Source organism: Kitasatospora sp. NPDC097643, assembly GCF_040302625.1.
GTDB lineage: Bacteria > Actinomycetota > Actinomycetes > Streptomycetales > Streptomycetaceae > Kitasatospora.
Genome location: NZ_JBEOSA010000038.1, coordinates 51,577 through 72,921 on the forward strand (window position 1 = coordinate 51,577; position 21,345 = coordinate 72,921).

General features: G+C 73.9%; 14 protein-coding genes and 1 riboswitch. Of the genes, 9 read left to right on the plus strand and 5 right to left on the minus strand.

Annotated features, from left to right (window positions below; translation table 11 throughout):
- The first annotated feature begins 103 nt into the window (after positions 1-103).
- The gene (locus ABTY15_RS23635) at positions 104-1,015 is read left to right on the plus strand and encodes a MarR family winged helix-turn-helix transcriptional regulator (protein ID WP_350597973.1); all 912 of its coding nucleotides are present in this window, start codon (positions 104-106) and stop codon (positions 1,013-1,015) included.
- 112 nt (positions 1,016-1,127) lie between these two features.
- On the plus strand, positions 1,128-3,833 hold the full coding sequence (locus ABTY15_RS23640; RefSeq protein ID WP_350597978.1) for an ATP-binding protein: 2,706 nt from the start codon (positions 1,128-1,130) through the stop codon (positions 3,831-3,833).
- Between the two features lie 34 nt (positions 3,834-3,867).
- Here ABTY15_RS23640 and ABTY15_RS23645 read toward each other — a convergent pair whose 3' ends face one another.
- Positions 3,868-4,830, minus strand: a complete 963-nt coding sequence (locus tag ABTY15_RS23645; protein WP_350597983.1) for a GNAT family N-acetyltransferase — start codon at positions 4,828-4,830, stop codon at positions 3,868-3,870.
- 123 nt (positions 4,831-4,953) lie between these two features.
- A riboswitch (SAM riboswitch) is annotated at positions 4,954-5,096 on the plus strand.
- A gap of 198 nt (positions 5,097-5,294) precedes the next feature.
- Between ABTY15_RS23645 and ABTY15_RS23650 the strand changes: the two genes are divergently transcribed.
- The 4 genes from ABTY15_RS23650 to ABTY15_RS23670 all read left to right on the plus strand — a co-directional run bounded on the left by ABTY15_RS23650 (position 5,295) and on the right by ABTY15_RS23670 (position 9,330).
- A complete protein-coding gene (locus ABTY15_RS23650) occupies positions 5,295-6,008 on the plus strand; it encodes an IclR family transcriptional regulator (RefSeq protein ID WP_350597987.1) in 714 nt (237 codons plus the stop codon).
- A 186-nt stretch (positions 6,009-6,194) separates the two neighbouring features.
- Positions 6,195-7,868, plus strand: a complete 1,674-nt coding sequence (locus tag ABTY15_RS39820) for a carbohydrate binding domain-containing protein (RefSeq protein ID WP_502893570.1) — start codon at positions 6,195-6,197, stop codon at positions 7,866-7,868.
- 182 nt (positions 7,869-8,050) lie between these two features.
- Complete coding sequence (locus tag ABTY15_RS23665; protein ID WP_350597994.1) at positions 8,051-8,329, plus strand: UBP-type zinc finger domain-containing protein; 279 nt, start codon at positions 8,051-8,053, stop codon at positions 8,327-8,329.
- Positions 8,326-9,330 (plus strand): DUF5996 family protein, encoded by a 1,005-nt coding sequence (locus ABTY15_RS23670; RefSeq protein ID WP_350597999.1) that lies wholly within the window; start codon positions 8,326-8,328, stop codon positions 9,328-9,330. Before ABTY15_RS23665 ends, ABTY15_RS23670 begins: the two co-directional genes overlap by 4 nt.
- Before the next feature lie 109 nt (positions 9,331-9,439).
- Here the strand turns inward: ABTY15_RS23670 and ABTY15_RS23675 are convergent, their stop codons facing one another.
- Together ABTY15_RS23675 and ABTY15_RS23680 are read right to left on the minus strand one after the other, a co-directional pair.
- Positions 9,440-10,933, minus strand: coding sequence for an ATP-binding protein (locus tag ABTY15_RS23675; RefSeq protein ID WP_350598003.1), 1,494 nt, complete (start codon positions 10,931-10,933; stop codon positions 9,440-9,442).
- On the minus strand, positions 10,926-11,603 hold the full coding sequence (locus ABTY15_RS23680) for a response regulator transcription factor (protein WP_350598007.1): 678 nt from the start codon (positions 11,601-11,603) through the stop codon (positions 10,926-10,928). Before ABTY15_RS23680 ends, ABTY15_RS23675 begins: the two co-directional genes overlap by 8 nt.
- A gap of 145 nt (positions 11,604-11,748) precedes the next feature.
- On the opposite strand from ABTY15_RS23680, the gene ABTY15_RS23685 reads away from it, so the two are divergent.
- The gene (locus tag ABTY15_RS23685; RefSeq protein WP_350598014.1) at positions 11,749-12,351 is read left to right on the plus strand and encodes a hypothetical protein; all 603 of its coding nucleotides are present in this window, start codon (positions 11,749-11,751) and stop codon (positions 12,349-12,351) included.
- Between the two features lie 31 nt (positions 12,352-12,382).
- Positions 12,383-13,195 (plus strand): COG4705 family protein, encoded by an 813-nt coding sequence (locus ABTY15_RS23690; protein ID WP_350598019.1) that lies wholly within the window; start codon positions 12,383-12,385, stop codon positions 13,193-13,195.
- Here ABTY15_RS23690 and ABTY15_RS23695 read toward each other — a convergent pair.
- Together ABTY15_RS23695 and ABTY15_RS23700 are read right to left on the minus strand one after the other, a co-directional pair.
- Positions 13,185-14,276, minus strand: a complete 1,092-nt coding sequence (locus ABTY15_RS23695; RefSeq protein WP_350598025.1) for a vWA domain-containing protein — start codon at positions 14,274-14,276, stop codon at positions 13,185-13,187. The genes ABTY15_RS23690 and ABTY15_RS23695 overlap by 11 nt on opposite strands.
- 197 nt (positions 14,277-14,473) lie before the next feature.
- Complete coding sequence (locus tag ABTY15_RS23700) at positions 14,474-20,617, minus strand: RICIN domain-containing protein (protein WP_350598029.1); 6,144 nt, start codon at positions 20,615-20,617, stop codon at positions 14,474-14,476.
- A 310-nt stretch (positions 20,618-20,927) separates the two neighbouring features.
- On the opposite strand from ABTY15_RS23700, the gene ABTY15_RS23705 reads away from it, so the two are divergent.
- Positions 20,928-21,335 carry a YciI family protein gene (locus ABTY15_RS23705; RefSeq protein WP_350598036.1) on the plus strand — a complete coding sequence of 136 codons (408 nt, stop codon included), beginning with the start codon at positions 20,928-20,930 and terminating at the stop codon, positions 21,333-21,335.
- The last annotated feature ends 10 nt before the right edge of the window (positions 21,336-21,345 follow it).

Genomic DNA, 21,345 nt, shown 5'->3' on the forward strand with positions numbered 1-21,345 from the left:
CGGCGTCAGCCCCCCAGGGGGCGGCGTGCCAAACTATTTCGTTCGGACGAAAGAAGCATAGCAACTGCTTCGGCGCGACGAAACAGTTTGCTAGTCTGAGTCCATGACCTCCACCGACCAGCCCCCACGCGGCGAGCTGATGGCCCGGCTGTACGCGGCCGGCCGGGAGCTCAGCACGGCCGCGGTCATGTTCCACACCGCCCTCGCCCAGCTGCACGGCCTGAGCGTCACCGAGGAGAAGGCCATCGACCTGCTCCAGCGCTTCGGCCCGCTGACCGCGCGCGAGCTCGGCGAGCACTCCGGGCTGGCCCCGGCCTCGGTCACCGGGCTGGTCGACCGCCTCCAGCGCAAGGGCTTCGCCCGCCGCGTGCCGAACCCCTCCGACGGCAGGAGCGTCCTCATCGAGGCGGCCGAAGGCCCCACCGAGGCCCTGGCCCCGCACTTCGAGGACTGGATGAGCGCGCTCAACGGGCTCTGCCAGCGCTACAGCGACGCCGAACTCGCCGCCATCGTGGACTTCCTCGGTTCGTCCGCCGTCCTCCAGCGCGAGGCGACCGGCCGGCTGACCGCCGCCGGCCCCGGACGGGCCGCCGCCGGGGCCGGCACGACCCGCGGCGAGAAGCTGACCGTGCACGAGAAGCTGACCATCCAGACCGCGGCCCACGGTGTCGTCAGCCTGATGGCGGCCGCCGACCCCGGCGCGTTCTCCGCCGCCAGGGCCGGCCTGGCCGGCGGCAAGAGCCTGTCCTCCGCCACCGGGCTGGTCGGCCGCGTCCTCGCGGAGAAGCCCAAGGGCATGAAGCTCGGGAAGTCGACCGCCGACATGGCCGACCAGGTCCTCCCCGCCCTCGCGGCCTCCGTCGCCCTGCTCCGGGACATCGACCCCCGGGAGGCCGAGAACTTCCGCTCCGTCATCCAGGTCGCCGTCGACGCCGCGCTGGAGACCCGCAACGGCCGGAGCCCCGCCATGGCCGCCATGGCCGCCAAGATCGGCGAAGCCCTCGACAGCGCCTGACCGCACCGCACGGACGCGCTCCGACCTGCGATGATGGCCCGGACCCGCCCGCCGGTACGACCCCGGCGGGCGCGGCCGGGACGATCGGAACACGGGGACGGGGGCGCGCATCGTGCGGGGGCGGAACGCGGAGCGGGACCGGATCGAGCAGCTGCTCGCCGACGCCCGGCAGGGTGCGAGCGGCGCCCTGCTGCTGCACGGCGAGGCCGGGATCGGCAAGACGGCGCTGCTCGACCACGCCGCCGAGCGGGCGCAGGGCGCGCGCGTCCTGCGCGTCGAGGGCATCGAGTCGGAGATGGAGCTCGCCTTCGGCGGCCTCCACCAGCTGTTCCTGCCCGTACTGGACCTCGTCGACGCCCTGCCGGAGCCACAGGCCGTGGCCATGCGGGCGGTCTTCGGGCTGAGCGGCGACGGCGTGCGGGACCGCTTCACCGTCGGCCTCGCGGTCCTCACCATGCTGTCGGAGGCCGCCGCCGACGGCCCGCTGCTCTGCCTGGTCGACGACGCGCAGTGGCTCGACCAGCCGTCGGTGGACATGCTGACCTTCGCCGCCCGCCGGCTGCGGGCCGAGGGCGTCGTGATGCTCTTCGCGGTGCGCGACGGCGCCCCCGGCGCGGCCGTGCAGGGGATTCCCCCGCTGCTCGTCGAGGGGCTCGACCGCGCTGCCGCCGCCGAACTGCTGCCGGGCCTGCCGCCGTACGTCGCGGACCGGGTCATCGAGGAGGCACGCGGCAACCCGCTGGCCCTGATCGAGCTGTCGGCCGCCCTCACCCCGGCCCAACGCGCCGGGCGGATGGGCCCGTTGGCCCTGCCCGAGACCGCCGCTGGGCTGCCGAGCCGGATCCAGGAGGGCTTCCTGGCGCAGATCCGGCGGCTCCCCGAGGCCGCCCGGGCGGTGCTGCTGGTGGCCGCCGCCGACGACACCGGGGACCTGGGCGTGGTGCTGCGGGCGGCGCAGTCGCTCGACGCGACGGTCGAGGACCTGGAACCCGCCGAGCGCGCGGGCCTCGTGCTGCTGTCCGGCGCGGCGGTGCGGTTCCGGCACCCGCTGGTGCGCTACGCCGCCTACCGGGGCGCCCCGCTCGCCCGGCGCATCGCCGCGCACCGGGCGCTGGCGGAGACCCTCGGCGCCACCGGCCAGGCGCACCGGCGGGCCTGGCACCTCGCCGCCGCCTCGACGGGCCCGGACGAGACCGTCGCCGAGGAGCTGGAACGGGTCGCCGAGTGGGCCGGGAACCGGCAGGCGATGGCGTCGGCCTCCGCCGCCTACGAGCGTGCCGCCCAGCTCACCGCCGACCCGCTGCTACGGGCCCGCCGCCTGGTCCGGGCCGCGCAGCGGGCGGCCGACGGCGGGCAGGACGAGCGGTGCGCCGCGCTGGCCGGCCAGGTGCCGCAGCCGACGGCCGATCCGGAGCTGGCGGCGAGCCTCGCCCGCGCCCAGGCCGTGGTCGAACTGGGCTACCGCAGGCCGGAGACGGCCGCCCGGCTGCTGCTCGACGGCGCGGACCGGACCGGCGCCAACTCCCCGGACACCACGACCTCGCTGCTCGCCGACGCCGTCCACGCGGCGTACTCCGCAGGCGACGCCGCGCTGATCGAGGAGATCGCCGCCCGCGCCCCGGACCGGCCGGTCCTGGCCGTCCCGGCCCGGCTGTTCGGCGGGGACGTGCCGGGCGCGCTCGACGCGCTGCGCGCGCTCGTGGCGGGCGGCGCAGCCGCGGCCGGGGGCGACGGCGACCCGGCGAGCGGGGTGATGGACCGGCTGATGGCCGGGATCTACCACCAGCTGACCGGCGACCACGCGGCCGCGCGGGAGGCGGCCGTGCGCGCGGTCGCCCACTGCCGCGACCAGGGCGTCAGCGGCTGGCTGCCCACCACGCTGCACCTGCTCGCCCGGGCGGAACTGGCGCTCGGCCGCCATGACGAGGCGTCCGCGCACGCCGCCGAGGGACTCCGGCTCGCCGAGGAGCACGACCTGGACCACCGGGCGGCCCACCTGCGCGCCGCCCTGGCGATGCCGGCCGCCGTGCGAGGGCAGCAGGAGCAGGCCCGGGCCCGGGCCGGCGAAGCCCTCGGGTACGCCCGACCGCGCGGGGTGGGCCGGGCCGCCGCGGACGCCGAATGGGCCCTGGGCCTGCTCGAACTCGGCCTCGGCCGGGCGGAGTCGGCGCTGGAATCCCTGGAGTCGGCGCGCCGCGCGGCGGCCCACCCACTGTTCTGCCTGCCGCTGCTGCCGGACCTCGTCGAGGCGGCGGGGCGGGCCGGCCGCCCGGAGCGGGCGGCGGAGCCGACCCGGCTGCTCGGCGAGTGGGCCGCCGCCCTGGGGCAGCCCGCCCTCGCCGCCCTGGCCCACCGCTGCCGGGCGCTGACCGGCCCCGACGATGCGGCCGAGGAGCACTTCGTCGCGGCGCTGGCCCTGCACGAGGGCGGCAGCGGGTACGACCGGGCCCGCACCGCGCTGCTCTACGGGGAGTGGCTGCGCCGGCTGCGGCGCCGGCTCGACGCCCGGGAGCACCTGCGGGCCGCGCTGGAGGCCTTCGAGCGGCTCGACGCCGGGCCCTGGGCCGGGCGCGCCCGGGCGGAGCTGGCCGCGGCGGGCGGGGAGGCGGGGTTGACGGTCCGTCGGGACGGTCCGATCAGTCTGCTGAGCCCGCAGGAACGCGAGGTCGTGCGGCTGGCGGCGGCCGGTGCGAGCAACCGGGAGATCGCCGCGCAGCTCTTCCTGAGCCCCCGTACGGTCGGGCACCACCTCTACCGCGCGTTCCCCAAACTGGGCGTCAGCTCCCGCACCGAACTCGCCGCCCTGCTGGCCTCATGAGGCCGGCCCCTGCGCCGCGTCCGCGCCCGCGGGCTCAGGCGTCCGCGGCCTCCGGCACCGAGTAGATCATCCGGGTCTGGGCGGTCCGGTAGCCGGCCCGGGCGAAGGCGGCGGCCATCGGGGCGTTGTCGGTGTCCGTGGTGGCCGTGATCAGCTCGGCGCCCGCCGCCACCTGGACCCGGGTGATCTCGGCCAGGATGTCGTCGACGTACCCCTGTCCGCGCAGCTCGGGGACGACGCCGAGGTAGCCGACGTTGCGGTTGTACGGCGTCGCCGAGGGCAGGGCCAGCCCGGCGACCCGCCCGTCCGGCGTGCGGGCCAGGCGCCACCACGAGCGCTCGCCCGGGCAGCCGAGGTAGAAGTCCACCTCCTCGCGGGCGGCCGCCTCGGCGCCCATGGTCGCCACGTTCCGGCGGGTCTCGCCGTCCAGGCTGCCCACCGCGATCCGCCGGAAGACGTCGAGGAATTCGTCGTCGGTGCCCTCGGTGAAGGTGAGGCGGCCGCTGGAGGCCGGCAGCCCGGCGTCGGGGGTCCACTCCAGGCGGAGCCGTTCCACCCGGTCGGTGAGCCCGGCCGTCAGCGCGGCGTCCTGCCGCCAGGTCAGGGCGTCGACGACGGCCCGGTCCTCGCGCCAGCCGTTCGGCAGTGTCACGTTGTACAGCGGGAGCTTGGCGGCGCCCTGCGCGGTGAAGGCCCGCAGGCCTGCGGTGAGCAGCTCGGCGGCGACCGCCGTACGGTCGGCGACCGTCGGGTCGACGTGCAGGCAGTCCAGCGCGACCGGGTGTGCGCTGGACGCCTGGCCCCACCACAGGGCGCGGGCCACGATCCGGCCGCCGTCCTCGGCGATCCAGGTCCACTCGGGTCGGTACATGCCCTCCTTCAGCTCGTCGAGGTAGCGGTCGGCGGGGATCCAGCCGACGGGTTCGTCGACCGTCACGGCGATGACGCGGTCGAGGTCGGATGCGGTGGTGCGGCGGAACAGCAAGCGGGTGCTCATTTCTGGTGTGTCGGTTACGTCGTCGACGGTAGGCGGGCGGCACCGCGACCGGCATCGGTCATCGCGACGTAATGTGACCGGTCATTTGACGGGGCGGCCGCGGAATCTTGTATGGTTCCTCGCGAATCATCCAGAGGGGTGGAGGGACCGGCCCTACGAAGCCCCGGCAACTCCCCGGTCGACTCGGCGTCCGAAGTACGCGCCGCGCCGCCCGGGATCAGTGCCAACTCCGGCCTGTCGCCAACGTGGCGCGGGAAAGATGAGGAGACACGGTGCTCTCTGTGCTGTCCTTCGCCCGGGCGCTTCCCGCCCCGGCCCTTCCGCGTACCCGTCTCGTGCCCGGCGCAGGCAATCGGCCGACTTCTCCGGCCCGTCCTCGCTGACCACCCCCCGCTCCCCGCGGGGAGCCCCCGTGAGCAGGACCCACCTGCCGCTCACGGGGTTCGAGACTGGAGTACCCATCCATGGAGAACACGAGCGGCGTCGGCGTGCTCGACAAGGTCACCTCGATCCTCGGCACCCTGGAGGCCGGGCCCACCAGCCTGGGCGGACTCGTCGCCGCCACCGGCCTGGCACGGCCCACCGCCCACCGGCTCGCCGTCGCCCTGGAACACCATCGGCTGGTCGGCCGGGACCTCCAGGGCCGGTTCGTCCTCGGCCCCCGGCTCACCGAGCTCTCGGCGGCCGCCGGCGAGGACCGCCTGCTGGCCGCCGCCGGCCCGGTCCTCACCCAGCTGCGCGACGTCACCGGCGAGAGCGCCCAGCTCTATCGCCGACAGGGCGAGGTCCGCATCTGCGTGGCCGCCGCCGAGCGGCTCTCCGGCCTGCGCGACACCGTCCCGGTCGGGGTCACCCTCCCGATGAAGGCCGGCTCGGCCGCGCAGGTCCTGCTCGCCTGGGAGGAGCCCGAGCGCCTCCACCGCGGTCTCCAGGGCGCGCACTTCACCGCGACCGCCCTCAGCGGCGTCCGGCGCCGGGGCTGGGCCCAGTCCGCGGGTGAACGCGAGCCCGGCGTCATCTCCGTCTCCGCGCCGGTCCGCGGTCCGGCGAACCGGGTGGTGGCCGCCGTCTCCGTCTCCGGCCCGATCGAGCGCCTCACCCGCCATGCCGGCGCCCACCTCTCCAAGGCCGTGGTCGAGGCGGCCACCCTCCTCACCGAGGCCCTCCGCCGCCCCTGAGCCGCTCGGACGGCGACGCCCGGGCCCGCGCTCCCTCGCAATTGGTCCAGACCTATTGACGGGCCCTGCCACCCCTCCTACGATCCGGTCCGGCACAGCCCCACATGTCCCCACCTCACCCAGAGCCGGGCGTCACACCCCCACGCATCGGTCATGTCCATGACGCCCGGCGGGAAGGGAGCAAGCATGTTCCATCGGAGGCCGCGTACGCCACGCCTGTCGCGTGCGTCGCAGGTGAACCGGACCAGCCGCGCCGAGCACCGACCGACCGTCCTGCGACAACTCCTCGCCGGGGTGAGCGCCGCCGCCGTCGTCGGGGCCGGCCTCACCGTGGCCGGCTCCGTCACGGCGGGGGCGGCCGGGGCGGCCACCACCAACCTGGTGGCCAACCCCGGATTCGAGAACGGACTCTCCAGCTGGAGCTGCTCCAACGGCTCCGGAACGACCGTCAGCAGCCCGGTCCACTCCGGCGCTTCCGCACTCCAGGCCACGCCGAGCGGCCAGGACGACGCCCAGTGCACCCAGACCGTCAGCGTGCAGCCCAACTCCGCGTACACGCTGAGCGCCTACGTCCAGGGCAGCTACGTCTACCTGGGCGCCACCGGCACCGGCCTCACCGGCGCCCCGTCCACCTGGACGCCGAACAACTCGTCGTACGGCCAGCTCAGCGTCGGCTTCACCACCGGGCCGAACACCACCTCGGTGACCGTCTACCTGCACGGGTGGTACGGGCAGCCCACGTACTACGCGGACGACGTCTCGCTCACCGGCCCCGGCGGCAGCAGCCCCACGCCGACGACCGCACCGCCGACCACCGCTCCGCCCACGACCGTGCCGCCGACCACCGTGCCGCCGACCACCGTCCCGCCCACCACCGTCCCGCCGACCACGGCTCCGCCGGGTGACACCTGCCCCACGAAGCCCAAGCCCTCGGGCAAGGTCCTCCAGGGGTACTGGGAGAACTGGGACGGCGCCGCGAACGGCGTACACCCCGGCATGGGCTGGGTCCCCGTCACGGACAGCCGGATCGCGGCGCACGGCTACAACGTCATCAACGCCGCCTTCCCGGTGATCCTCTCGGACGGCACCGTCCAGTGGCAGGACGGCATGGACGCCAACGTCAAGGTCGCGACCCCCGCCGAGATGTGCCAGGCCAAGGCGGCCGGGGCGACAATCCTGATGTCGATCGGCGGTGCCACCGCCGGCATCGACCTGAGCTCCAGCACCGTCGCCGACCGGTTCGTGGCGACCGTCGTCCCGATCCTCAAGAAGTACAACTTCGACGGGATCGACATCGACATCGAGACCGGCCTGTCCGGGAGCGGCGACATCAACACGCTGTCCGCCTCCCAGGCCAACCTGATCCGCATCATCGACGGCGTCCTGGCGAAGATGCCCGCGGGCTTCGGTCTGACGATGGCCCCCGAAACCGCGTACGTGACCGGCGGAAGCGTCACCTACGGGTCGATCTGGGGCGCCTACCTGCCGATCATCAAGAAGTACGCCGACAACGGGCAACTGTGGTGGCTGAACATGCAGTACTACAACGGCAGCATGTACGGCTGCTCCGGCGACTCCTACCAGGCCGGCACCGTGCAGGGCTTCACCGTGCAGACCACCTGCCTGAACAACGGCCTCACCATCCAGGGCACCACCGTCAAGGTGCCCTACGACAAGCAGGTGCCCGGCCTCCCGGCCCAGCCCGGCGCGGGCGGCGGGTACCTGGAGCCGGGCCCGGTCGGCCAGTCGTGGCACGCGTTCGGCGGCTCGCTGAAGGGGCTGATGACGTGGTCGATCAACTGGGACGGCTCCAAGGGCTGGACCTTCGGCGACAACGTCAAGTCCCTCCAAGGCCGTTGACCTCCCCCTGACCTCCGCGTCGCACTGACGTCCGCGCCCCGGTGCCCCGGTTCCGAGCCCGGGGCGCGGACCGTCGAGGCCGTGCACAGGGGACCGGGCGGTCCGGGCCGGAGCGAAGAGAGCCGACCGGGAGAACACTGGAAGGGACGCCCACCGCCACGCCCGAGGAGGTGACATCGAGGATGGATGTCATCTGCACGCACACCGACCGCATCGAGCTGACCCGGCTACCCGACGTGATCGACGGCTGCGAGGACTGCCTCGCCATCGGCGGCACCTGGGTCCACCTGCGGATGTGCCAGTCCTGCGGCCGCATCGGCTGCTGCGACAGCTCGCCCAACCGCCACGCCTCCGCCCACGCCCGAACCGTGGACCACCCGATCGCCCGGTCCGCCGAACCGGGGGAGGACTGGAGCTGGTGCTACCTGGACGGCGTCGCGTTCCGGATCGCGTCGTCATGACCCGGCCGGACACGACCCGGCCGGACACGACCCCGCCGGAGGTGAGCCTGCCGGAGCTGCCGCTGGCCGCCTGGCGGCCCACCAAGGACACCCTGCACCTGTACTGCCAGATCCTCGGCAAGATCCGGCTGGCGACGACCGCGCCGCGCAACCACTGGTGGAACGTACCGCTGTACGTCGACGTCCGCGGCCTCACCACGCGGCGGCTGCACCACCGGGACACGACGTTCGAGATCACCCTCGACCTCGTCGACCACGCCGTGGTCGTCCGGACCGCCGACGGCCGGACGGCGTCGTTCGGGCTCGGCGACGGGCTCGCCGTGGCCGACTTCGACGCAGGCCTCCACCAGGCGCTGGGCGGACTGGGCGTGGACGTCGCGATCAGGGAGGAGCCGTACGGGGTGCCGATGACCACGCCGTTCCCGCTGGACCGGGAGCACGCCTCCTGGGACCGGGACGCCGTCCGGCGCTTCGGCCGGATCCTCGACTGGTCGGATGCGGTGTTCGAGGAGTTCAACGGCTGGTTCAACGGAAAGACCAGCCCGGTGCACCTCTTCTGGCACAGCCTCGACCTCGCCGTCACCCGCTTCTCGGGCCGCCCGGCACCGCTGCTGGACGCCGACCACGTCACCCGGGAGGCGTACACCCACGAGGTCATCTCGTTCGGGTTCTGGCCCGGCGACGACAAGCTCGGCGACGCCGCCTACTACTCCTACACCGCCCCGGCCCCCGCCGGGCTGGGCGACCAGCCGCTGGCCGCCGGCACCTGGACGGAGTCCGGCGCCGGCCTGCTGGCCGTCCTGCCGTACGAGACCGTCCGCACGGCCGACGCCCCGGCGACCACGCTGCTTGCCTTCCTCCAGAGCGCCTACGAGGCCGGCGCCCGGCTCGCCGACTGGAACGCCGACGGCCTGGAATCCAGCTGGTGCCCCACCCCCGAGCAGCTGCGCCAGCTGCGGCTCTCCGCCGCCGAGACCCCGCAGCGCCCGGCCCCGCAGTGACCTGCCGGGCGGCGCGGTGCCGTCCCGGTTCGGTTGGAACGCCGACGGCCTGGAGTCCAGCCGGTGCCACCCCCCCGACCCGCCGGGCGGCGCGGCGCCGTCCCCGCCGTCACGGTCCGGTGCTGATCGGGAGCCGGGTCCGGAAGGTGGTGGGGCCGGGCGGGTCGAGGACGGTGAGGGTGCCGCCGTGAATGGTGGCGATGTCGCGGGCGATGGGCAGGCCGAGGCCGGTGCCGCCGTCGTCGCGGCTGCGGGCGTCGTCGAGGCGGGTGAACCGTTCGAAGATCCGCTCGCGATCGGCCGGGGGGATGCGCGGGCCGTCGTTGCAGATGTCGAGGACGGCCTCGCCGGTGGCGTCGTCCCGGTGCAGCCGGACGGTGACGTCGTGGCGGGCGTGGCGTTGGGCGTTGTCGAGCAGGTTGGTCAGGAGCCGGCCGAGCCACTGGGGGTTGCCGGGGACGACGATGCCGGGCGCCACCCGCAAGGTGGCGGGGTGCGGCTGCGGGCCCCGGGCGCGGACGGTGGTGTCGACGAGTTCGGCGAGGTCGACCTGCTGCCGGCCGGGGCGGTCCTGGCCGGTGGCGTCGAGGCGGGCGAGCAGCAGGAGGTCGGTGGCGAGGGCCTGGAGGCGCTCGGTGTCCTGGAGGGCGCCGGCGACGAGGTCGGTGCGGACGTCCGGGTCGGGGACGGCCAGGGCGACCTCCAGTTGGGTGCGCAGGACGGTCAGCGGGCTGCGCAGTTCGTGCGAGGCGTCGGCGATGAAGCGGCGCTGGCGGGTGCCGGCGGCTTCGAGGCGTTCGAGCATGGCGTTCATGGTGTGGGCGAGGCGGGCGATCTCGTCGTCGCTGCGGGGTTCGGGGACGCGCCGGGCGAGGTCGCGGTCGCCGATGGCGGCCACCTCGGCGCGGATCGCCTCGACGGGGCGCAGCGCCCGCCCGGTGGCGCGCCAGGTGAGGACGGCCGTGGTGAGCAGCAGGAGCCCGCTGAGGGCGGCGAGGGCCGCGGTGGTGAGGCCCTGGGCGGCGTCGGCGGTGCGGAGCGAGGCGCCGACGTGGATGGTGACCGGCCCGGTGGGGGTGCTGGCGGTGACGGTGGTGACGCGTTGGTGGTGTTCGGCGCCGAGCGCGTGCACGTTGTAGGTGTTGTGGCCGTCCTCGGTGCGGATGGGCGCGATCGGGGGTTGGCCGGCGAGGTTGCCGCTGGCGGCGACGACCCGCCCGGAGGCGTCGACGACCTGGATGAAGTCGGTGCCGTGCTCGAGGGGCAGCTGTGGGGTGAGGCGGCCGTCGGCGGCGAGCCGGGCGACCGCCCGGGCCTGCTCGCGGACCCCGGTCTCCACGGTGCGTTCCAGGTTGACGTGGAGCAGCAGCAGGACGGCGGCGGAGGCGGCGAGGAGCACGACGGCGACGCTGACGCAGGCGGCGAGCGTGGTGCGGGAGCGGACCGAGCGCGGTGCGAGCCGGTGGATCAGGGGGGCGACCCGGGGGTGCCGGGTGGCCCGGTGGAGGACGGCTCGGGCCCGGCGGCGCAGGGTGCGCGGCGGGGTCGGTCCAGGGGGCGGTCCAGGGGTGAGCCCAGTCGGCTCAGGGGTCGGTTCAGCCACCGTCGGCCGCCAGCCGGTAGCCGGCCCCGCGGACGGTCTGGACCGCGGCGCGCCCGAACGGGGTGTCGATCTTGCGTCGCAGCGCGCTGATGTGGACCTCGACGGTGTTGGGGTCGCTGTCGGGGCCGCTGTCCCAGACCTGGTCGAGGATCTCCCGCTTCGAGACGGCTTCGCCGGCCCGGCGGGCGAGGTGGTCCAGCAGCGCGAACTCGCGGGGGGTGAGCGGGACGGTGGTGCCGGCGCGGGTGCAGGTGCGGGCGGCGGAGTCGACGACGAGGTCGCCCAGGACGGTGCGGCGCGGGGCCCGGCTGCCGATGCGACGGGCGAGGGCGTTGAGGCGGGCGACCAGGACGACGAAGGAGAAGGGCTTGGACAGGTAGTCGTCGGCGCCGGTGTCCAGCGCCTCGGCCTCGTCCCATTCGCCGTCCTTGGCGGTGAGCATGAGGATGCCGACGTCACTGCCGCTGGCGCGCAGCCGGGAGCAGACCCGGTAGCCGTTGAGGCCCGGCAGCATGATGTCGAGGACGATCACGTCGTAGGCGTGGTCGGTGGCCCGGGCGAGGCCGGACAGGCCGTCGTGCACCACGTCGACGGTGAAGCCCTCGCTGGTCAGGCCGTGTTGCAGGGCCAGGGCCAGCCGGCGCTCGTCCTCTACTACCAGTACGCGCATGCCTCCAGGGTGGCAGGTCGCCGCGGGCGGAAGCTGAAGGCCTCTTCAGCTCTTCAGCTGATCTTCAGCAAGGGCCCGACATGCTGGCCCGCAGCAAGATCCGGGCACGGGGCCCGGACCGGTTCGGGAAGCAGGGGTGGGCGCAGTGAGCGAGCCCATGGAGTTCGAGCAGCCGCTGGACCAGCCGGAGACGGAGTCCGTCGGCAAGGTGCGCGGTGCGCGGCGGTGGCTGCGCGGGCGCCCGGTGCGCTGGGTCGCGGCCGGTGCGGCGGCGGTCGTGGTGGCCGGTGGCGCGGCGGTGGCGGTGCACCACGGGGTCGAGCGGCACGGCGACCGCCGGGAGGCCGCGGCCGCCGACCACGGTTACGGCGGCGGCGAGCACGGCGGCAAGGGTCACCGCGGCGAGCACGGCGAGCACGGCGAGCACGGCGGGCCCGGTGGCCACGGCGGGCACGGCGGCTGGTCGGACGGTGACGGCGAGCGCGGCGGCTGGGCCGACGGTGAGGGCGGGCGCGGCGCCGGCCGCCAGGCACCGGCGCCGCTGCCGTCCACCGACGCGGCCGACGCGGTGGCGAAGGCCGCGGCGGCGGTGTCCGGCGGCAAGGTGGAGTCGCTCTCCCCGGCCACCGAGCAGGGCGGCGGCCGGGCCTGGCAGGCCGTGGTCGTCGGCCCCGACGGTGTCCGGCACCTGGTGACGGTGGACGGCACCAACGGCACCGTCACCGGCAACACCGTGCTGGGCGGCTGAGCCGCGCGATGGGGAAGGGAACACCGTCGTCATGAGCGCCACCACCACCCCGCAGGGGATCCATCGCGGCCAGGCCGGGTCCGCCGGGCCGTTCCGGAGCAAGGTCCCGCAGGTGACGGCGGTGTTCTGGGTCGTCAAGATCCTCACCACCGGCATGGGCGAGACCACCTCCGACTACCTCGCCCGGGTGCTGGGCCCGGTTCCGGCGGTCGCGTCGGCCGGCCTGCTGCTGGCCGTCGCGCTGGCGGCGCAGGCCCGCGCCCGCCGGTACGTGCCGGCCGTGTACTGGACGGCGGTGGTGATGGTCAGCGTGTTCGGGACGATGGCCGCCGACGTCGCGCACGTCGCCCTGGGCGTGCCGTACGCCGTCTCCGCCGCCGCCTTCGCGCTGGCCCTGGCCGTGGTGTTCGGCCTCTGGCGGCAGTTGGAGGGCACCCTGGCGGTGGAGTCGGTGTCCGGTGGCCGCCGAGAGGTCCTCTACTGGACGGCGGTCATGGCGACGTTCGCCCTGGGTACGGCGGTGGGCGATCTGACCGCCGCCACGCTGGGCTGGGGCTACCTGCCGTCCGGCCTGCTGTTCGCGGCCATGATCGTGGTGCCGGCCCTCGCCCACCGACTGCTCGGCGCCTCGCCGGTGCTCACCTTCTGGTGGGCCTACGTGCTGACCCGTCCGCTGGGCGCGTGCTTCGCCGACTGGGCGGGCGTCGACGCCCACCGTGGCGGGCTCGACCTGGGCACCGGCCCGGTGAGCCTGGCCCTCGGCGTCGTGATCGTGGGCCTGGTGCTCCGGCTGAGCGTCGACGACCGCCGGGGGCAGGAGCGCCCGGCCCCGGTCACCGCATGACGAGCAGCTTGGTGCCCGGCACCAACTTCCGGTTGACGGAGGTCGACTGGACGAACACGGTGTAGGACGGGTTGTCACCCGGCTTCACCGTGACCTCCGAGGCCGGCAGGCCGAGCAGCTGACGGGCCGCCGGGCCCGAGAAGACCCGGCCGGTCAGCCGACCGGTGGCCGGGTCCTTCTCGGCCACGGCGAGCTGCTTGCGGCCCTGGATCTTCTCGCGCTTGGACAGCTCGTAGAAGGCGCAACCGGTCGTGTACGGGTGGCCGGAGCTGGTCACGAACTCGCGGATCGGGAGCGCCTGGTCGACCGGGACCAGGATGTACTTGCCGGTGTCCAGGGCGTCGAGGTTGGCCTTCACGTCGGCGGAGCTCAGGTCCTGGCCCATGGTGAACAGGTTCCGGGTGCCGCGCACGCCCTGTTCGCGGCCGCGCAGGAAGCTGGTGGCAGCCGACTTGACGGTGCCGATGGCCTCCTCGACGCCCTTGGTGGAGTCCGCGTCCCAGATCGCGATGTTGCCCGCGGGGAAGCCGTACTCCTGCGCGGTGCGCTTGGCCAGGGAGTTGGGGACCAGGATCGCCGACGTCCAGTGCTCGGGGAGGTCGTCCATGGCGCCCTGGATGCGGCCCATCCACTTCTTCAGCACGCCGGTGCCCCGGCTGCCGGCCATGTGGACGTGCATCTCGCCGTTCTCCGAGAAGCCGGAGGCGTTCTCCTCGCCGTCGGTGACGACGACCTGGAGGAAGGAGTGCTCCCCGTAGCCCTCCCAGATGTTCTTCAGGTCGTCGATGGACTTCACGGCCGCCTCGATCAGCGCCGTCGCACCGTTGTTGACGGCGTAGAGGCCCTTCAGGGACGGCAGGTGCTTGACGTCCATGTCCCAGACCAGGTTCTGCACCCCGTGGTCGAAGGCGTAGAGGCTGATGCGGGTCTCGTGACCGAGCCGGTCGGACTCCTCCTGGAGGCCCTTCACGAACTCGTCCACCACCCGGACCAGCTGGGCCTCGTGCTGGCGCATCGAGCCGGACTTGTCGACCACCAGCGAAACGTGGTTGACCTTGTGCTTGATCCTGTTCGCGGACATACTTCCACCCCTGTTCCGGGCGCCTTTTCGACGCCCTTCCGGCGCCTTTTCAGCGCCCCCTCCAGCGTGGTTCCCACTCTACGAGGGGGCACTGACAATCCGCCCTGACCTGGGGCTCGGCCCCCGTCCGCCGCCCGCCGCGGGGCGGTCAGCGGACGGGGGCCGCGGTCAGCGGACGCGGAAATCCCCCGGCCGGGTCAGAAACACTTCAGCTTTCCGCAGTTGGGGACGGAGATCCGGTGCTGGCTGCCGGCCGCCCATTGCCAGCGGGGAATCATGGCAGCCAGCGTGAGCAGTTCGCCGAGGCCGAGCTGGGCCAGGTTCTTGGTCATCCGGCTGGCGAGGCGTTCGGCGTTCTTGACCGCCTCCTCGTCGACCCACCAGACGGTGAGCGCTCCGCCCTGGTTGATCTCCAGCCAGGCGTTGTCGTGCCCGTTGGTGCCGGAGGCCCAGCAGACCCTGCCGTTGCCGTAGACGACGAAGTTGCCGTCGGTCTGCATGGTCGCCCGGATGCCGCACCCGGCGCTGTTCGGCGCGCTCCACTCCTTCACCGTGTGCTGCCGGCCGAGGTCGTCGACCTCGGTGTAGTAGAGCGCCAGTTCGCCGTTGTCCTCCATCTTCAGCACGGTCCACTGGTCCGCATTGCCGGTGTCCTCGAAGGTCTGGCCGCGGCAGATGCTGAAGTCCTTCCACATCCACCGGCCCTGCCGCTCGGCCGAGAGCGGCTGGAGGGCGCAGCCGGCGGACTGCTGGCCACCGCCCTGGGGCGGGAGCGGGAGCGAGTCCGGGCCGCGGAATCCGCCGCCGGCTCCCGGCGTGGGGCCGGTCTGGACGTTGTCGAGCCGCCAGCGCTGCTTGTCGGAGCCGTCGCACCGCCACACCCCGAGCTGCTCGCCGGGGTTGTTGGCGGTGAGGCAGCCCCCGTCGGTCTCGCTGACGATCCAGTACCAGCCGCCGCCCGCGTCGCGGAAGGTCCAGCGCTGGTTGTTGTTCCCGGCCTGGTTCTGGGTCAGGTGGGTGCGGTGGATGCCGGGGTTGTGGTCCATCACCATGCCCTGGCCCGGGGCGGCCTTGCCGTCGGTGAGCAGGGTCTCGATGATCCAGCGGCCGTTGCCCGCGTCCCAGAACGCCCAGCGCTGGGCGGCGTTCCCGTTGGCGCCGAGCGCCTTGATCGCGGTGCCCGAGCTGGTGTTGCCGGAGTCCAGGTCGGCGACCATGCCGTTGTTGTTCGACCGCAGCGTCGCGACCTGGCTGTCGCCGATGTTCGGCCGGAGGACCGGCCCGCCGGGCGAGCCGCCGGACGAACCGCCCGGCTGGGGCTGCGGTTGGGGCTGCGGTGCGGCCGGGCCCTGGGCGGGGTTGTCCAGTCGCCACTTCTGACGGTCGCTGCCGTCGCAGGGGCTGATGGCGAGGGCTTCGCCGGGGTTGTTGGCGGTGAGGCAGCCTCCGTCGGTGTCGCTGGTGATCCAGTACCAGCCGCCGCTGGCGTCGTGGAAGGCCCAGTGCTGGTTGGCGTTGCCGTCCATCACCTTGATGAGGTGGGTGCGGTGGTTGCCGGGGTCGTGGTCCATGACCATGCCCTGGCCCGGGGCGGCCTTGCCGTCGGTGAGCAGGGTCTCGATGATCCAGCGGCCGTTTGCGGTGCTCCAGAAGGCCCAGCGCTGGGCGTCGTTGCCGTTCGGGCCGAGCGCCTTGATCGACGTACCGGAGTTGGTCCCGCCCCCGTCGAGGTCCGCGACCAGCCCGTTGTTGGCCGAGCGCAGGGTCGCGACCCGGTTGTCGGCGACGCCGGGGTTGACGATCTGGCCGGTCGCCGGGTTCGGCGGGTTCGGGCCCTGGGAGGGGTTGTCCAGTCGCCACTTCTGGCGGTCACTGCCGTCGCAGGGGCTGATGGCGAGGGCTTCGCCGGGGTTGTTGGCGGTGAGGCAGCCTCCGTCGGTGTCGCTGGTGATCCAGTACCAGCCGCCGCTGGCGTCGTGGAAGGCCCAGTGCTGGTTGGCGTTGCCGTCCATCACCTTGATGAGGTGGGTGCGGTGGTTGCCGGGGTCGTGGTCCATCACCATGCCCTGACCTGCGGCCGTCCTGCCGTCGGTGAGCAGGGTCTCCAGGATCCAGCGGCCGTTGCCCGCGTCCCAGAACGCCCAGCGCTGGGCGTCGTTGCCGTTGGCACCGAGCGCCTTGATCGAGGTGCCCGAGCCGGTGCCGGCGCCGTCCAGGTCCGCCACCATCCCGTTGTTCGCCGAACGGAGCGTCGCCACCTGGTTGTTGCGCACGCCGGGGTTGACGACCTGTCCGGTGGCCGGGTTCGGGGTGGGCTGGCCGGGGTTGGACTGGCCGGGCGGGTTCGGCCCGTTGGCGACGTCACCGAGCCGCCACTTCTGGCGGTCGCTGCCGTCGCAGGGGCTGATGGCGAGGGCTTCGCCCGGGTTGTTGGCGGTGAGGCAGCCTCCGTCGGTGTCGCTGGTGATCCAGTACCAGCCGCCGCCCGCGCTGCGGAAGGCCCAGTGCTGGTTGGCGTTGCCGTCCATGACGCGGACGAGGTGGGTGCGGTGGTTACCGGGGTCGTGGTCCATCACCATGCCCTGACCGGCGGCCGTCCTGCCGTCGGTGAGCAGGGTCTCCAGGATCCAGCGGCCGTTGCCCGCGTCCCAGAACGCCCAGCGCTGGGCGTCGTTGCCGTTCGGGCCGAGCGCCTTGATCGAGGTGCCCGAGCCGGTGCCGGCGCCGTCCAGGTCCGCCACCATCCCGTTGTTCGCCGAGACGAGGGTGGACACCTGCCCGGCTCCGACGCCGGGGTCGACCGCCGGACCGGTGCCCGGCTGGGGCGCCGGCGGCTGCGCCGCCCGGGGCGGGACGCTGCCCAGGCCCCAGCGCTGGGAGTCGGTGGCGTTGCAGTCCCAGATCTGCAGGGCGGTGCCGTTCACGGCGTTGCCACCGGTCACGTCGAGGCACTTGCCCGAGGCGGGGTTGACCAGGGAACTGTCGTTGCCCTGCTGCCAGTTCTGCGCCGTCGTGGCGTTGCAGTCGTACAGGCCGACCCGGGTGCCGCGGTCGGTCGCGCCCCCCGCGACGTCCAGGCACTTGCCGAACGCCTTCAGGGTGAACACGCCGCTGCTCGCGGACGGGGTCCACCGCTGGGAGGCGGTGGCATTGCAGTCGTAGAGGTCGATCGGGGTGCGGTTGGCGGTGTTGCCGCCGGTGACGTCCAGGCACTTGCCCGGGAACGCCGAGTAGACGGGCACCGCACCGTTACCGGTGTCGCCGCCACCGCTTCCGGTCGGACCGGTGAGCCGCCACTTCTGGCGGTCGGAGCCGTCGCAGGCGTTCACGGTCAGCGGCTGTCCGGCGGGGGCGGAGGTCAGGCAGCCGCCGCCGTCCCCGTTCACCACGGTCGACCAGCCGTTGCCGGCGTCGGTGAACCTCCAGAACTGGTTCGTCCGGTCCGTCGCCGCGGCCTGGAGCGCGGTCTGGTGGGTGCCGGTGTCGTGCCCGATCACCAGCCGCTCCTCGGGGCGGCTGCCGCCGTAGGTGAGCCGGGTCTCGATCAGCCAGTTGCCGTTACCGCGGTCCCAGAACGCCCAGCGCTGCGAGTCGGTCCCGTTGGGCTGCCAGGCCTGGACCGGCGTCCCCACGGCGGGCACGCCGCCGCGCACGTCCGGCACCAGCTGGGCGTCGGCCGCCGAGGTGATGCCGATGCCCTGGGTCGGGTCCGGCCGCGGGCCGTCCCAGGGGCCGGCCGGACCGCTCGGGCCGCTCGGACCGCTGCCCCAGCTGGGGAGGGAGGGCAGCACCGGGAAGAAGGGCAGGAAGATCCCGGGGAGGGACGGGAAGGACGGGCCGCCAGGGCCACCGGGGTCACCCCCACTACCGCCGGGGTGGGACGGATCGGTGCCGTTGTCCGGCGTGGTGTCGTCGTCGACCGCCGGCTGGTCGGTGCCCGGCGGCTCGCAGTCCATCGGCTTCTGCGGCTCCTCGGGCGGCGCGCCGGCGGTGGCCGGGTCGTTCGGGAAGCCCGAGGTGGTCGGCCACGGCACGTCCGGCAGGCCGGGCAGCGACGGCCAGGGCACGTTCGGGAAGCCCGGGATCGACGGCCAGCCCCAGGACGGCCGGTCCGGCAGCCCCGGCCAGGGCGTCCTCGGGACGGTCGGGGTGGTCGGAGTGGTCGGCGGGTTGATGGTGGGCATGGCGGGGTGGCCCGGCCACGGGATGTTCGGGAAGCCCGGCAGCGCGGGCCACTTCACCTGCGGGAACCCGGGGACGGTCGGCCAGGAGAGCTCCGGGTGGCCGGGAATCGCCGGGTCGGCGGGGGCGGGCAGGCCGGGGACCAGGTCGGTGCCCGCGTCGTTGCCGTTGCCGGGCAGTGGCAGCACCGGCCACGGGATGTCCGGGTGCCCGGGCATCGCGGGCCAGGGCACGGTCGGGAAGCCCGGGATCGACGGCCAGCTGGCGTCCGGGTGCCCGGCGATCGCGGGCCACGGCGTCTTCGGCAGGTCCGGGAAGCCGGGCCAGCGGATCTCCGGCAGATCGGGGTGGCCGGGCATCGGGATCCCGGGGGAGCCCGGCACCGCCGGCCACGGGATCGCCGGATGGCCGGGCAGCGACGGCCAGGTCAGCTCGGGGCGGCCGGACACCGTCGGCCATGGGATGCCGGGGAAGCCCGGGACGGCACGGCCGGGGCCGGTGCACGGGGCGGCCAGCCGCCACCGCTGCCGGGCGGACCCGTCGCAGGTGGCGACGGTCAGACCGGTGCCGTCCGTCGGCGCGGTGAGGCAGCGGCTGTCGGCGGCGGCGAGGACGCGGTACCAGCCCGCCTCGTCGGGGACGAACCGCCAGCGCTGGCCGGGGCTCCCGTCGGGCTTGCCGGTCGCGTCGTTCTCGATCGGGCGGACCGTCACCTGGTCACCGTAGGCGGGGGTGCTGAGCACCGAGCCCTTGCCCTCGGGGGTGACGCCGTTGGTCAGGCCGGTCTCGATCACCCAGGTGTCGTCCGACTTCTGCCAGGTCGCCCAGCTCTGCTGCGGGGAGCAGTTGGGCGCGGCGGCCCGCACCGCGCCGGCCGGGGCGGACTTGCCGTCGCCGAGGTCGGCGACCAGGTTCCCGGAACCGGCGGTCAGCACGGCGATCCTGCCGTGCTGCGGCACCGGGTCGGTGCCGGAGGGGGCCGGTGCGGACGTCGGGTCGGGCGTGGGAGTGGACGTCGGGTCGGTGCTGGAGGGCGCTGGTGCGGACGGCGACTCGGGCGCCGGTGCGGGCGTCGGGTCGGTGGCGTCGGACTCCGGCCCGGTGGCCGAGGCGATCAGCGCAGCGCGGGCGACAGCGGGCTGGGCGGGAAGCGCCGGAGCGCCGGCCGGTGGGCAGCTGTCCCGCTGGGGCTTGCGCCGCTGCACGGGTTCCCGCCGGAACACCACCGGGCGGTGGTCCGAGTAGGCGTCCGTGAAGTAGCCCTGGACGAAGGCGTTGTAATCGGCCGCCACGCCCGCCGGCGGGTCACTCGCGACCATGTAGTCCAGTTGGCGCCCGTCCGGCGGGCTCGCTGGGCGGGTATTCTGGCCGCTCTTCACCACACGCGCCCCCACGGCCGTGGCGGTCGCCGTGAGCTCGCTCGGGCGGCGGTTGAAGTCGCCCATGACCGCCCACTTCTCGCCGGCCCGCGCCGCACTCACTGCCTTCAGCTGCTCCACGGCGTCGGCTCCGCCGCCGGTGAGCATGTGCGCGTTGTAGAACCAGGTGTCACCGACCTTGATCCCCAGCATGGGTTTCGGAAGCCTGCCACCCCCGTCGTAGGTGTCCCGCCAGCCGAGCACGTCGACCTGCCCGCGCCCGTCGCGGACGCTCAGATCCAGAGGGGTGATGAACGCGAGGTTGGTGCCTCGGGTGCTGGTGTTGAGGTAGTAGATGAAAATCTTGTCCGGGCCCGTGCGGGGACGCTTCTTGGCCTTCCACTCGTGCTTGCACACGTAGTAGTCGTTGTCCTGCCTTCCGCCGGACCGAACGAAGTGACCACAGTCGTCCAGGTCGTACTGTGGCGGCGGCGGGGTCGTCGGGGTTGTCGAGGGAGTTGGGGTCGGCGAGGTCGTCGGGGTCGGGTCCGGCAGCGGATCCGGCGAGTAGAGGTCGTAGCCGGTCGGTGCGGTGATCGAGTCCGGCACCTCCTGCAATGCGACCGCCTCCCGTCCCGGGAGCAGCAACTGCCGTAGTGCCACCTCCCAGTTGCGCGTCGCTCGCTGCATGTTCCAGGTTGCCACCGTGTGGTCGGCCACCGCCGCGGACGCCGACGGGGGGAACAGCGGGAGCACGTGCACCAGCGTCGCGAGCAGGGCGATGATCACGGCGACCGTCACGCCCGCCGCGCTACGCGGGCGGAGGAACGGTGATATCGCCGGTTCCGGTACCGGTGGTGGTGGGCTGTGGTGTCCGGGCATTGCCGTCCTCGTCTCGGGGTCGCTGGAACGGCGTCCGCCGAGCGCGGCCGCCGCCCGGCATCGAAACAGCCCCCGGTAGACGTCCGATCAACAGCGCGAACCGCGCGAACGGCGCGGACCGGCGGACCGCGAAAAAAATTCCTGGCGGCGATGTCGAGAACCCGCGGCCTGCTCCGTCCCCGGGTTGAACGCGGCCAGAATGGGCCGCACAGCACCGAGGAGAGAGACCATGGCCAAGTACCTGTTGCTCAAGCACTACCGTGGCGCGCCGGCGGCGGTGAACGACGTTGCGATGGACCGGTGGACGCCGGAGGAGATCTCGGCACACGTGCAGTACATGAACGACTTCGCGGCCAAGCTGGAGGGGACGGGAGAGTTCGTCGACGGGCAGGCGCTCGCGCCCGAGGGGGCGTGGGTCCGGTACGACGGGGAGGGGCGCCCGCCCGTCACGGACGGTCCGTTCGCCGAGACCAAGGACCTGATCGCCGGCTGGATGGTGATCGACGTCGACAGCTACGAGCGCGCCGTCGAACTGGCCGGCGAGCTGTCGGCCGCGCCCGGGGCCGGCGGCAAGCCGATCCACGAGTGGCTGGAGCTGCGCCCGTTCCTGGCAGCCCACCCCTCCACCACCGAGTAGTGGAGTGACG